This is a genomic window from Actinacidiphila sp. bgisy144 (genome assembly GCF_057708105.1).
In genome coordinates this window covers 299,020-312,820 of sequence record NZ_JBYIRM010000007.1, presented here as the reverse complement: position 1 = coordinate 312,820, position 13,801 = coordinate 299,020, and the positions used below count along the sequence as shown (strand labels likewise).

Here is a 13,801-nt window from a genome sequence, read left to right as displayed (position 1 = left end):
CCTCCCCCCCTCCCTCCCCCCCCCCCCCCCCCCCCCCCCCCCCCCCCCCCCCCGACCCAGCTGGGCGGTCTCGTCACCGACCAGCTCGCCCGGCTGTGCGACATCGCGCAGCTGGACCGCACGGACACCGAAACCTACGTCCAGGTCCTGGCCGCGAGCCTCGGACCCGCCGCGACACGGTCGTTGGCACTCCCGCCGCCGGCGCCTACCCTGCTTTCCGACGACCACACCCCGGTCGAGTACTCGCTCGCCTTCCTGCCCGGCGCCACTCCCGCGCTGCGCGTGCTGGTCGAACCCGGGTGCGAGAGCGGCGACTTGGCGGAGAACGGCCGGACCGGGCTGCGGGCGATCCGCGCGATGGCCGAGCGCTGGGACTTCTCCACCGCCCAACTCGACCTGCTGGAAGACCTGTTCCTCCCCGACCACCCCGCCGGTCCGTTCGCCCTGTGGTGCGCGCTGGAACTGCGGCCCGGCGGCGTCCCCGGGGTGAAGGTCTACCTCAACCCGGCCGCCAACGGCCCGGACCGCCGCGCCGCCACCCTCCGCGAGGCACTCCGGCGCCTCGGCCACCACCAGGCGTTCGACGCGCTCCCGCCGGCCGACGACCACCCCTTCCTCGCCCTCGACCTCGGCGAGTGGGCGGCGCCGCGGGTGAAGGTGTACTGCACCCACGACCGCCTCACCGCCGAGCAGGCCGGCCGCTACTCCCGGCTGGCACCCCCCGAAGGCCGGGACCAGGCAGCGGAGTTCTTCGACGCCATCGCCGGTGTCGAGGAGCACGGGAGCCCCACCCGCCGCGCGCTGACCTGCTACTCCTTCACCGACACCGCGACCGGGCGGCCCAGCGGCTTCACCCTGCACATGCCGGTACGCGCCTACGTCGGGCACGACGGCGCGGCCCGCGACCGCACGGTGCGGATGCTGGAGCGCTACGGCATGGACGCCGGCGCCCTCGACCGGGCGCTGGCCGCGGTGACCTCCCGCCGGCTGGCGGACGGTGTGGGCCTGGTCGCCTACGTGGCGCTGGTGCACCAGGACGGCCGGGCCCCGCGGATCACCGTGTACGTCTCCGCGGAGGCGTACCGGGTGCAGCCGCCGCGGCCGGCGGCCGCCGCGTCCCCGCACCCCCTCGCCACCCCCTAGGAACCCCCACACCCTCAGGACCTCCGCACCACGGAAGTCCGCACCGCAGAACGACAGAACGACAGGAGCAGCGGTCCGCATGGAGCCTTACCGGATCAAAGTAGTGGAACCCATTCCCGTGACCACGCGGCAGCAGCGGGAGGAAGCGCTGCAGCGTGTGCACTACAACCTGTTCGACCTGAGGGCCGAGGAGGTGACCATCGACCTGCTCACCGACTCCGGCACCGGTGCGCTGTCGGCCGCGCAGCAGGCCGCCGGCATGGCGGGCGACGAGTCGTACTCCGGCTCGCGCTCCTTCTACCGGTTCCACGAGACCGTCACCGAGCTGACCGGCTACTCCCACATCCTGCCGGCCCACCAGGGCCGCGCGGCCGAGCGCGTGCTGTTCAACACGCTGCTGGAGCCGGGCCAACTGGTGCTGGCCAACACGCACTTCGACACCACCCGGGCCAACGTCGAGCTCTCCGGCGCCGAGGCGCGGGACCTGCCGTGTCCCGAGGCACGCGACCTGGACAGCTCCCACCCCTTCAAGGGCAACATCGACCTGGAGGAGCTGCGCCGCACGCTCACCGGGCCGGACGGCTCCCGGGTCGCGGTGGTGCTGCTCACCATCACCAACAACGGCGGCGGCGGCCAGCCGGTCTCCATGGAGAACATCAAGCAGACCTCCGCGCTGTGCCGCGCCCACGGGGTGCCGCTCTTCCTGGACGCCGCCCGCTTCGCGGAGAACGCCTGGCTGGTCACCCGGCACGAGCCCGGCTACCAGGACCGCACCCCGCGGCAGGTCGCCGAGGAGGCGTTCCGCCTCACCGACGGCTGCGTGATGAGCGCCAAGAAGGACGGCATCGTCCACATCGGCGGGTTCATCGGCCTCAACGACGGCGAACTCGCCCAGCGCTGCGAGCTGCTGCTCATCGCCACCGAGGGCTTCGCCACCTACGGCGGGCTGGCCGGGCGCGACCTGGACATGATGGCGCAGGGCCTCAAAGAGGTGACCGAGCCGGCCTACCTCGCCGAGCGGGCCGACATCGCCCGCTACCTCGCCGACCGGGTGCGCGCGGCGGGCGTCGACATCCTGGAGCCGCCCGGCCTGCACGCGCTCTACCTCAACGCCGGCCGGCTCTTCCCGCATATCCCCGCCCACCAGTACCCGGGCCACGCGCTCGCCTGCCAGCTCTACCTCGAAGGCGGCATCCGCTCCGCGGAGTTGGGCTCCCTCTACCTCGGCGAGGAGGACGAGGACGGCAACCCGACCAAGAGCGCGCCCTACGAGCTGGTCCGCCTCGCCCTGCCGCGCCGGGTCTACACGCGCAGCCACTACGACCACATAGGCGAGACGCTGGCGAAGATCGTCAAGAACGGCGAGAGCGTCCACGGCTTCCGGATCACCGAGCAGTCCCCGATCCTGCGGCACTTCCGGGCGACGCTCGTCCCGGTGCCGCTGGGCGGCTGAGCCACCCCGCGCGGTGCGTCCGGCGCCCGTACCGGGGCCGCGTTTCGAGGCAGCTCGAAGGGCCGGCCCCGGTGCCGCGCGTCAAACCGGCACCGGAGGGCGCCCGCGTGCCGGTCCGACGAGGCAACGCCCCGTACCGGGTGCGGCCCGCGGCGCGGACCTAGAGTCGTCGGCGACCGGACCCGCGAGAACCCCGCGCGCACCGCGGTGAGTTGAGGAGGCCCCCGTGGCATCGCCCTGCGACCCCAGGTACGCCCCGGCGGGCGACGTGGGCACCGCCCTCATGATCGTCGACTCCCGGCTGCGGGCGGTGTACGAGGACAGCGGCGGCCCGGACCCCGAACAGCAGCGCCTGATCGAGCACTTCACCTCGTCCATGAGCCCGGCCGAGGCGAACGACGTGCTGGACGGCGCCTGCACGCTCATCTACCTGTTCGCACGCTGGCTGACCGCGGCCTACGCGGACCACGGCAAGGACGTCGTCGAGTGCGTCGTGCCCGACCTCGTCGAGACGATGCGCAACATGCCCCGCAGCATCCGCCCCGAGGCGATCCCGACCATGGCCGGCCTGGTGATCGCCGCGGCGACCGGCCTCGGCCCGGGCCTGTGGCGCAAGCAGTACGGCTTCTGGACCGAGAGCGAGATGACCCCGCTGGAGGCGACCGCCTTCCTGCTGGCCGAGCGCATCAACCACCTCACCGACGACCGGGACTTCGCCACCCGCCTGGTCGCCGACGCCCTCGCCGGCGCCGACCGGGACTGACCCCAGGGCCGCCGCCGGCACCGGCGCACCGGGCGTAGCATCCGTGCCACCGTCCGTTCGAGAGGGGCACCCCGCCATGCATCGCAGCCGTGTGTACGCCGTGTTGCTCGACACCCCGAAGGACGAGGCGGGCCGGGCGGCGGAGTTCTGGGCCGCGGCGCTCGGCGCCACCGCCCGGCCGTTCGCGCCGCAGCCGCAGTTCACCACGCTGCACGACGCGATTCCCGGGCTGGTCACGGCGGTTCAGGCGGTCGACGACGCGCCGCGGATGCACCTGGACATCGAGACCGACGACCCGCAGGCGGAGACCGCCCGGCTGGTCGCGCTCGGCGCGGAGCAGGTCGCGAGCTGGCTGGAGTGCCGGGTGCTGCGGGCGCCCGGCGGGCACCTGCTGTGCGTCCTGCCGGTCGAGAGCGACCCCGAGACCTTCCGCGCCCACGCCGACATCTGGCCCTGACGACATCCGGCCCTGACGACGGCTGGCCCTGACGAGGCTTGAGCCCGCCGCCCCGCCGCTGTGACGGCCCCCACCCGCCCGGCCCGCCCCACCCGTCACCGGCGGCACGGCCGGCCGGTGCGGGCGGCGGCCGGACCGCGCGCCGCCACCGGCTGTTCGCCTCCCGTACACCCGGGCATCGACGCGCGCTGACAGCTTCCCCGACATGGAAACTCCCAACATGGGCATCGAGGCCAGGCTCGCCGAGAAGATGAGCATGGCCGAACAGCACGAGTACCTGCGCACCAAGCTGAGCCGGCGGCGGCTGGTGGTCGGCGGCGCGGTCGCGGCCGGCACCGTCGCCGCCTCCGGTCTGCTCGGGCAGAGCGCGAGCGCCGCGGCGCCGACCCTGGTGGGCCGGCCGGCCACCGGGCATGGCGTGGACGGCTCGCTCGTCGCCCCGTTCGGCCGGCACCTCCAGTACGGGGCCGACCCGCGCACCCAGTTCACCGTCTCCTGGCAGGTGCCGCTCGCGGTCACCAAGCCCTTCGTCCGCTACGGCCTCAAGCCGTGGGCGCTCAGCCACAAGGTCCAGGCGGAGGTGCGCGACCTGCACACCCCGCAGCTGACGAACAGCAGCCTGCCCGCCGTCGACCAGTACTACCAGCACGTGACGCTGACCGGCCTGCACCCGGGCACGACGTACTACTACGGGGTGGGCCACGACGGCTTCGACCCGGCCGACGCCGCCGCGTTCGCCACGATCGGCTCCTTCACCACCGCGCCCGCGAGCAGCGAGCGCTTCACCTTCACCGCGTTCGGCGACCAGGGCGTCAGCTACCACGCCCTCGCCAACGACTCCCTGATCCTGGCCCGCAACCCCGCCTTCCACCTGCACGCGGGCGACATCTGCTACGCCGACCCCGACGGCTCCGGCCAGTCCTCCGACTCCGGCGACTACGACGCGCGGACCTGGGACCAGTTCCTCGCCCAGACCGAGTCGGTCGCCTCGCGCGTGCCGTGGATGATCACCACCGGCAACCACGACATGGAAGCCTGGTACTCGCCCAACGGCTACGGCGGCCAGGAGGCCCGCTGGACCCTCCCGGCGAACGGCCCCCGCCCGGCCAACCAGCCCGGCGCCTACTCCTTCGTCTACGGCAACACCGCCGTCATCGCCCTCGACGCGAACGACGTGTCGTACGAGATCCCGGCCAACTACGGCATCAGCGGCGGCGGCCAGACCGCGTGGCTGGACGCGACCCTGGCCGGCTACCGCAAGCAGCGCGGCATCGACTTCCTGGTGGTCTTCTTCCACCACTGCGCCTACTCCACCACCAACCAGCACGCCTCCGAGGGCGGGGTGCGCGAGCAGTGGGTGCCGCTGTTCGAGAAGCACCAGGTGGACCTGGTGATCAACGGCCACAACCACGTCTACGAGCGCACCGACGCGATCCGGGCCAACGCCGTGTCGAAGAACCTGCCGATCGGCGAGACGGTCCGCCCGGCCACCGACGGCGTCGTCTACGTGACCGCGGGCGGCGCGGGCAAGAGCCTGTACTCCTTCCCCGTCGCCGACTCCTACGAGGGCAACGTCAAGGACCTCGACTCGGTGCCCAGCTACTACCAGGCCAAGGGCGGCCACGTCACCGAGACCGTGCACTGGTCGCGGGTGCGCTACACCGGCTACTCCTTCCTGTCCGTCGACGTCCAGCCCGCCCACACCGGGCGGGAGGCGACCTTGACGGTGTCCGCGATCGCCGAGAGCGGCGAGCGGATCGACCACTTCACGGTGGCCCGCAAGGCGAAGTGACAGCCAGCGCACGGGGGCGCCGCACCGGCAGCGGTGCGGCGCCCCCGGCGCGCAGGGCAACTCCCCGGTCCGGGGGCCCGGTCAGCGCACCGAGAAGGACACCAGGCGCGCCGCGCCGGCCGCGGGCGCGTCGGTGGCCAGGGCGACGTAGCGGGCGGTCGCCGCGAGGGCCAGCGCCCGGTGCTGCCCGGACCCGGACAGGGTGCCCGCGCTCCGGTAGGCCACGCCGTCGTCGCTGACCTCGACCCGGCCGGCCGGGACCCGCCCCCCGGTCCACTCGGCGCGGACCTCGGTGAACGCCGCCGAGGCGCCCAGGTCCACCACCATCCGGCCGTGCGGGCCGGGCGTCCACGCGGTGTGCGGGTCGCCGTCCACCGCCGCGCGCGGGTCGGACATCCCCGCGGGCAGCGGGTTCGTCGGGAAGACGGTCCGGCCCAGCGCCAGGTCGTCCACCGGGAAGGCCGTCGCCCCGGGCAGCCGGACGGTGACGGTACCCCGCACCGTCGCCACCGCGTTCGCGCCCTGGCCGGTCACCCGCACCTGGCAGGACGCCCCGGACAGCCGCACGGTGGCGCCGTCCACCACCTCCGCGATCAGCCCGGCGGGCAGCTTGCGGCCCGCCAGCGGCTGAAGCGTCAGGCACGGCGCCAGCAGCGCCGCCGACGCCGCGCCGAGCGAGACCTCCAGCGCGGTGCCGTCCGCGGTGACGGTCTGCCGGCCCTCGAACAGCACCCGGCCGCTGCCGGCGGCCGGCACCGCGACAGTGGTGGACACCGCGGCGCCCGTCAGGTTGAACACGCTGAGGTGGTCCTCCGTCAGCGCCGCCCGCACCCCGTCCGCGTCCGGCCGCGGCACCGGCCCCGCGGCCAGCCCGGCCAGGGTGCGCGCCGACGCACCGGGTATGCCCTCCACCAGCAGCGGAGCCGACGGCCCGTCGGCGAGCACCACGGTGTCGCCGTAGACCGACAGCGGCAGGTCGCCGCCGCGCACCACCAGCCCGGCCCGGCCGTCGACGTCGAGCCAGCCGCCGGTGCTGGTCAGGTCCGGGGTGGGCCAGGCGGCCAGATCGGTCCAGGTCTGCCCGTCGGCCGAGCCCTGGACGACGTACTTGCGCCCGGCCGCCGCCTCCCAGCGGATCGTGACCCGGTCCAGCGACCGGCTCGCGCCGAGGTCCACCGCGAGCCAGCTGTCGCCCCGCTTGCGGTCGCCCTTCGCCACGGCCCACCGCGTGGTCGTGCTGCCGTCCACCGCGAGCGGGGCGCCCATCCCGGTGTCGGCGGAGGACGCGGTCGCGGTGCCGCCCTGCGCGAGGTCGCTGCCGCCGGCGCCGTCCCGCGCCTCGAACTCGTAGACCGAGTAGCCGTAGGTCGGGTCGCCCTGGACGCCCTGCATCCGCAGGTACCGCGCCTGGGTCCGGGTGAACACCAGCTGGTCCACCCGGCCGCCGGTCGTGGTGCCGCCGCCGTCGGCCGCCGCGACCGTGCGGCTGCCCTCGGCGCAGCGGTACGTGCGCGACCCGGTGAGGCCCGGCATGCCCGGCATGGTCAGGTTGTAGACCTCCAGGTGGCCCTCGCCGTCGCCGGTGCCGGTGGTGGCGTACACCACCGCGCCCGACGGCAGGGTGGTCAGGCCGGCGTACCCGGCGGCGCCCAGGTCCAGCACGGTCGCGCTGCCGTCGAAGCCGTCCCGCACCGCGTGGTACGCCCGCGCCTGCCGGCCGGCGACCGTGCCGGAGGTGGCCGGCAGGAACACCGGGGTGGCCGCGCTGAGCTTGAACAGCCAGTCGTCGTGCGCCGGCTGCCAGGCGAACTTCACGAACCCGGCCTTGCTGACCGCCCCCGCCCAGGCACCGGACGTCTGGTGCGAGAGCAGGCCCGGGCCCGCGCCGAAGTCCATGACGCCGGACGCCTGCTGGAAGAACTCCGCCTCCGACAGCGGCCGGACGCTGCGCCCCGACGCCGCCGCCCACAGGTGCAGCAGGTAGCTGATCGCGACCTCGGCGCGGGCCTCCGGCTCGTACTTCGGCTCACCGGAGAACTTCGCCAGCCGGTACTGCGGCGGGTAGCCCTGGTACGCCTCCAGCCGCTCCGCCATGGCCTGTTCGGCCCGGGCGGCGGCCCGGTCCCCGATCACCTGGGCCTGGAACGCCAGCGGGATCACGTCCCGCCCGTACAGGTGCTCCCGGTCGTTGATCATCGGCATGAACGGCTCGCCGGAGTCGCTCATCACGTTCAGGATGCTGCGCCACAGCGGGCCGGTGTTGGGCTGGTCGGTGACCACCTGCGGCAGGTCGGCGCCCGCGGTCAGGTAGTGGATCGCGGTCCGCGCGGAGGTGCGCCACACCTCCTCCTGGTAGTGCGGCTCGAAGGAGCCGTGGTTCTCCACGAGGAAGGTGTCCCACAGGTTGTGCCCGGTGTTGGTGCTGACCGCGGCGCCGTCCACGGTGGCCGGGTTGGCCAGGTCCGCCGCGGGCAGGCCGGTCTCGTTGCGCGCCCAGGACCGGTAGGCCGCCAGCCAGTCCGGGTAGCGCGGGTCGTCCTGCGCCCAGACCAGCGCGGGCACCAGCGACTGCGCGTAGACGCCCATCTCGTCGACCTTGGTGTCCCCGGACCAGCCGCCCTTGAGGCCGTTCGGCGTCCAGGGCGAGGACAGCGGGTCGTCGCCGGTGCCCAACGAGGTGGTGTACGCGGCCTGTTCGCGGATCAGCGCGTCGACGTGCCCCTGGGTGGCGGCGTCGAGGTCGTCCCACAGCAGCCGGGCGGCGAGCGCGAAGTAGAGCTGGAAGGTGGTGTCGAAGAAGAGCGTCCGGCCCCACTCGGTGCCGCCGTTGTTCCGGTTGGAGACGGCGAAGTGCTGGATCGAGGCGACCGTGCGGTCCTTCAGCGTGGCCGCGTCGATCCCGGCCCGGTCGGCGTCGTAGCTGCCGTGGGTGAGCAGCACCGCGTTGCCCAGGACGACCGCGAAGCCGAAGTCGGTGGCGGTGTAGTAGCCCTTGGCCGCGTCCCACTGGGTCTCCGACCAGCGGGTGTGGTCGAGCAGGACCCGGTAGTAGGTGTCGGCGACCGGGTCGGCGGCCGCCTTGCGGCCGGTCGCGGAGGCGGTGGTGCCGGCGAGCGCGGTCGGCAGCGCGGCCAGGGCGGCCGAGGCGCCGAGCAGCTGGACGAACCGGCGCCGGTCGACGGGGAGTTGGGGGAGCTGGGGCACGTTCGACGCCTCTCGTGGTGCGGGTTGACGCAAGTCGGTTCGGATGGTGGGCCGTTGAGGTGGAGACGGAAGGGGAGCGGGGAGCGCCGTGGTGGCGCTCCCCCCGGGCGGGCTATCCGGCGGTCGGCGTGCCGTCCTGCGCCGTCGCGAAGATGTGCAGGTCCTTGTCGGAGGGCAGCGTGATCGACGCGACCACCTTGGCCGGGTCCACCGGCACGCTCTGCTCGTCGACGTAGAAGGCGTGGTCCTGCCGGCCGACCGCCTGGTTGCGGTAGGTCATCGCGGCGACCTCGGTGTTGCCGGTGCCGGGCGCGGTGCCCCAGTCCGACTGCGCGAGCGTCGCGGTGCCGCTGCTGCCGTCGGTGTAGTGGATCGTCACGGTGCCGGAGTGGGCGCCGTTGGTGGCCGCGCCGAGGAAGCCGATGCGGGTGGCGCCCGACCGGTGCGGCATCAGGACGGTCTGGCCGAGCGCCCGCACGTTGTCGTTGCCGCACGGCTGCGCCTGCGGCCAGGTGAAGGACAGCCCGCCGACGCTGACGTCGGCGCCGGGAGTGAGCGGATGCGGGGTGGCCGCGGCGAGCGCGTCCGCCGAGTAGGTGTCGGTGCCGTTGTCGAACTGGCCGCAACCGCGGTTCGTGTCCGGCGAGATGCCCACGTCGTTGACGTAGTCCGACAGGTCGTCGGTGGCCCCGACGGTGAACTGCCCGGTGCCGGAGGTCCCGCCGGGCCCGGTCACCACGGCGACGCTCGCCGTGCTGCCCGGCTCGACCCGCCAGATGTTCCCCGGCCCCGAGGACGTCGAGACGGCCGGGCCGCTCGGCTCGGGCACCGTGAAGGTGATGGAGGTGTCCGACCAGTGGTCGATCCGCAGGGTGCCGAGGTCGCCCGCGCCGCCCCAGTGCACGCCGTTGTCGGACAGCAGCAGCTGCCGGCCGTGCGCGGAGGAGCCGAAGCCCTTGCCGGTGACGGTGACCTGCTGCCCCGGGGCCGCCTGCGCGGGCGAGACCGCGCTGACCGTCGCGGGCCGGGCGGCGTGGTCGGTGAGCGCGATGTCGTCGACGTAGCCGCGGTAGCCGCCGCTGCTGCCGGGCCGGTCGTAGTCCAGGTCGATCCGGACCACCTGCCGGCCCGCGGCCGCCTTCCCGAGGTCCACGCTGACCTGGTTCCACTGGTCGGGCTTCAGCGTGCCGCACTGTCCGGCGGCCGTGAGCGGGGAGCCGGGCAGGCCGTGCAGCGCGCTGCCGTCGGAGAAGACCAGGTCGAGCGCCACACAGCTGCTGTTGTCACCGCTGACACCCGGCGCCGAACTCCCTTGCGCCTGTGGGTAGATCCAGTACGTCAGCGTGGTGTCCCGGCTGGTGCGCACCGGCCGGGCGGCGAGGTCGAACAGCCGCATGGCGGCGTGGTCGTCGGCCGCGCCTTCGGCCTTGCCGGAGTACATCAGCGCGTTGGTGCCGTCGTGGTCGAGGACCTGACGGGCGCTGGCCTCCGGGCCGCTGGCGCTGCCGTAGGCGGTGACCCCGGAGATGCCGCCGCCGCCCGGTGAGGTGTCGACGCCGTCGACCCAGTCCGGTGCGGGCTGGCCGTGCTCGAAGCCGGTCTGGAAGAGGGTCCCGTCCGAGGGCGCCGGCTGCGGGCGGCGCAGGCCGGCGGTGGCGAGCGCGGTGGTCTGGTCGCCGCCGCCGTAGTACATCATCCACTGGCCGTCGTGGAAGAAGATGCTGTTGGTCCACACGGTCTTCGGCGTCTGCCCGTTCCACTCGTAGGGCACGTCCGGGGTCGGGGTGAGCACCGCGTCGCTGAGCTGGTGGAGCATCAGTGTCGGGTCCTGGCCGGAGAACTCCTCCTCGCTGATCGCGTAGAACCAGCGGCCGTTCGCCATCAGCGTCCCGGCGGTGAAGACCACGATGTCCTGGTTGGCGGGCCGGCCCGCCACGGTCCGGTAGTCGGTGACCGCCACCGACACCTCGTACGGCTGCCAGCCCTTGGGGTAGTGCACGTCGAGCGGGTCGGCCGTACGCGGGGTGCTGCTGCCCTTCGCGTGCCAGGTGCGCAGGTCCGAGGAGTACGCGATGTCCGTACCGGTGTCGCCTTGGCCGAAGTACATGACGTACTCGCCGTTGACCTTCCGCGGGGTGCCGTCGGCGCCGGTGACCACCGCCGCGTCCTTGTTGTTCCCGGCGTTCGGCTCCACCGTCCACGGGGTGCTCCAGTGGACGCCGTCGGTCGAGGTCGACTCGGAGATGTCGTACGAGCCGTAGCAGCTGCCGTCCGCCTTCGGATGGACCGAGGTGAAGAACGAGTAGTAGGTGCCGTGGAGTTCGAACAGCCGCGGGTCCTCCAGACCGCACTTGGACTGCTGCCCGGCCAGCTTGAAGTCGATCACCGGGTTGTCGGCGGTGTCCTCGGTGAAGTGGGTGCCGTCGGTGCCGGCGGCGTAGCCGATCTGCGACGGGCCGCCGTCGGTGCCCTGCGCGCGGTAGAGCATCCGGTACTGCCCGCCGCGGTAGAGCACACCCGGGTTGTACAGGTCGGCGGCCTCGTAGCCGCTGCCGCTCGGCGTCAGCAGCGGGTTGTCCGCGCTGCGCGTGAACGGGCCGATGGCCCAGTCGGGGAGGTTGTCCGCGGTGTAACTGGCGTTCCCCGCCGCGCTGGTGTCCGATGCCGCCGCGGGCGCGGCGGCCGCGCCGGGCGACGGGTGCGTGCCGCCGCCCGCGGTCGCGGTGGCCGTGGGCGCCGCGGCGAGCGCCGCGCCGACCGCCAGGGCGACCGCGCCCGACGCGAGCAGCCGCGCCGCGCGCGGCCCGCGCCGGACGCGCCGCGGCCCGGGTGCGTCCGGCCTCCTTCGACGGTGCACGGAGAACAGGCGAAAACCGACCATCGTCCCAACCTCTCAACTCGACGCGACAAGCCTCGGGGGGTCTTCGGATCACGCTTCGCGGTAGTGGGCCACGGCCCTGACAACGTTGTCGAAGCTGCACGATTCCACCGTGGATCGGCAGCGTCAAGGGGTGCGGCAGGCCCGCCGGCCCGCCGCCTCGGCCCCGTCGGCCCGCCGCCTCGGCCCCGTGCACGCAACAGCCTTGCCGGGCTGCCGAGTTGCCCGGGCGGCCGGTGTGCGCGGGGCGGCGGCGCCGGTCAGCCCTTCAGCCCGGTCTGTGCGAGGCCCTCGACGAAGTGCCGCTGGGCGGCGACGAACACCGCGAGCACCGGTACGACGGTCGTGACGGACGCGGCGAGCTGCACGTTCCACAGGTGGGAGCCGTAGGCGTCGGTGTACTGGGTGAGCGCCACCGGAAGCGTGTAGTTGCGCTTGTCCGTCTCGTAGACGAGCGGCTCCAGGTACATGTTCCAGCTGTTGAGGAAGGTGAAGATCGCCACCGACGCCAGTGCCGGGCGGGCCAGCGGCAGCGCCACCCGGAAGTAGAGCCCGAACCGGTTCAGGCCGTCCATCCGCCCGGCGTCCTCGAGTTCGTCGGGGACGGCGAGGAAGAACTGCCGCATCACGAACGTGCCGAGCACGCTCGGCGCCCCGAGGACGGGGATGACGATCAGCGGCCAGTGGGTGTTGGTCAGCCCGAGCCGGTCGACCATCTTGAACAGCGGGATGATCGTGACCTCGGTCGGGATCAGCAGCCCGGTCAGGATCAGCGGGAAGAGCACCTTGCTGCCGGGGAAGGGGATGCGGGCGAAGGCGTACCCCGACAGCGACGCGACCACCATGGTGCCCGCGGTGACCAGCAGCGCGATGTAGAGGCTGTTGAGGTACTGGTGGGCGAGCGGGTAGTGCGCGAAGGCGGCCTTGTAGTTGGACCACCGCGGGTGCAGCGGCAGCAGCTTCGGCGGGTAGCTGAGCACCTCGTTCTCCGGCAGCAGGGAGGAGGTGATCATCCACCAGGTGGGGAAGACGAAGGGGATCGCCAGCAGCGCCATCAGCCCGTACTGGAGCGGTTTCCGCCAGCGGCTGCCGCGGCGGCGCGGCGGGGGCGGCGCACTGGCCGCCGTCGGGCTTGCCGGCGGCCGGCGGGCCGCGGTCTCAAGACTCATGGAACACCCACCTCCTGCGCAGGCGCCACTGGATCAGGGTGAGCACCAGGATGACCGCGAACAGGACGACGGCGATGGCGCTGCCGTAGCCGAAGTCGTGGTTGTCGAAGGCCTGCTGGTAGAAGAAGTACACCAGGACGTTGGTCCGGTTGTCCGGGCCGCCGCCGGTCAGGATCTGGATCTGCGCGAACACCTGGAGGGAGCCGCTGACGGTCACGATCGTGGCCAGCAGTGTGGTCGGGCTGATCATTGGCAGGACCACCGAGCGGAAGCGGCGCCAGGCCCCCGCCCCGTCGATCTCCGCGGCCTCCAGCAGCGACCGCGGGACGCCCTGGAGGGCGGCGAGGAACAGCACCATGTTCAGGCCGACGTTCTTGAAGACCTGCACCACCACGACCGACACCAGCGACGTGGTGTCGCCGCGCAGCCAGTTGGGCCCGTCGACGCCGGCCACCCGCAGCAGCGAGTTGACGCCGCCGTTGTGCTGGAGCAGGAAGTTCCAGGTGATCGTCCAGGCCACCAGCGAGACCACGACGGGGGAGAAGAAGAGCGTGCGGAACACCGTGGTGCCCCGCAGCCGCTGGTTGAGCAGTACCGCCAGCAGCAGGGCCAGGCAGATGTTGAGCACCACCAGCCCGGCGCAGAACAGCACCGTGGCCCGCGCCACCGACGGTGTCGCCGGGTCGTGGATCAGCTGCGTGTAGTTCTTCGTGCCGGCGTAGGTCGTCACGCCGGAGAGCACGTTGGAGTGGTGGAAGCTGTAGTAGACGACCGCGATCAGGGGGTAGAGGACGAAGGCGAGGAAGCCGAGGGCCTGCGGCAGCACGAACAGCCAGCCGGTGAGGGCGTCCTCGCGGCGCAGCGTGCGCAGCCGGCCGTGGTTGGCGCGCTGTTCGGGCGCCCCGGGCCCGGTGCGTGTCATCGGTGTGTCGCTCATGGCCG

The 13,801-nt window shown here is 73.2% G+C and carries 9 protein-coding genes; 5 read left to right on the top strand and 4 right to left on the bottom strand.

The genetic code is table 11. The annotated features are described in order from the left end of the window. Nucleotides 1-60: 60 nt before the first annotated feature. From AC3EVP_RS11670 to AC3EVP_RS11650, 5 genes are all read left to right on the top strand, one after another. On the top strand, nt 61-1,143 hold the full coding sequence (locus AC3EVP_RS11670; RefSeq protein WP_435128907.1) for a tryptophan dimethylallyltransferase family protein: 1,083 nt from the start codon (nt 61-63) through the stop codon (nt 1,141-1,143). 118 nt (nt 1,144-1,261) lie between these two features. Then, nucleotides 1,262-2,596 (top strand): tryptophanase, encoded by a 1,335-nt coding sequence (locus tag AC3EVP_RS11665; protein WP_335970332.1) that lies wholly within the window; start codon nt 1,262-1,264, stop codon nt 2,594-2,596. Between the two features lie 226 nt (nt 2,597-2,822). Continuing rightward, nucleotides 2,823-3,359 (top strand): hypothetical protein, encoded by a 537-nt coding sequence (locus AC3EVP_RS11660; protein ID WP_435128862.1) that lies wholly within the window; start codon nt 2,823-2,825, stop codon nt 3,357-3,359. Between the two features lie 76 nt (nt 3,360-3,435). Next, complete coding sequence (locus AC3EVP_RS11655) at nt 3,436-3,816, top strand: VOC family protein (protein ID WP_335970335.1); 381 nt, start codon at nt 3,436-3,438, stop codon at nt 3,814-3,816. 205 nt (nt 3,817-4,021) lie between these two features. Further along, complete coding sequence (locus AC3EVP_RS11650) at nt 4,022-5,608, top strand: purple acid phosphatase family protein (RefSeq protein ID WP_335970337.1); 1,587 nt, start codon at nt 4,022-4,024, stop codon at nt 5,606-5,608. A gap of 81 nt (nt 5,609-5,689) precedes the next feature. Here the strand turns inward: AC3EVP_RS11650 and AC3EVP_RS11645 are convergent, their stop codons facing one another. The 4 genes from AC3EVP_RS11645 to AC3EVP_RS11630 all read right to left on the bottom strand — a co-directional run bounded on the left by AC3EVP_RS11645 (nt 5,690) and on the right by AC3EVP_RS11630 (nt 13,796). Further along, entirely contained in the window at nt 5,690-8,812 is a 3,123-nt protein-coding gene (locus tag AC3EVP_RS11645) for a discoidin domain-containing protein (protein ID WP_435128857.1), read from the bottom strand. A gap of 112 nt (nt 8,813-8,924) precedes the next feature. Beyond that, nucleotides 8,925-11,693: a glycoside hydrolase family 130 protein gene (locus AC3EVP_RS11640; RefSeq protein ID WP_435128854.1), complete on the bottom strand. Its 2,769-nt coding sequence runs from the start codon at nt 11,691-11,693 to the stop codon at nt 8,925-8,927. A 257-nt stretch (nt 11,694-11,950) separates the two neighbouring features. Then, complete coding sequence (locus tag AC3EVP_RS11635; protein ID WP_435128904.1) at nt 11,951-12,745, bottom strand: carbohydrate ABC transporter permease; 795 nt, start codon at nt 12,743-12,745, stop codon at nt 11,951-11,953. A 103-nt stretch (nt 12,746-12,848) separates the two neighbouring features. Then, nucleotides 12,849-13,796: a carbohydrate ABC transporter permease gene (locus tag AC3EVP_RS11630; protein WP_435128851.1), complete on the bottom strand. Its 948-nt coding sequence runs from the start codon at nt 13,794-13,796 to the stop codon at nt 12,849-12,851. Nucleotides 13,797-13,801: the final 5 nt, after the last annotated feature.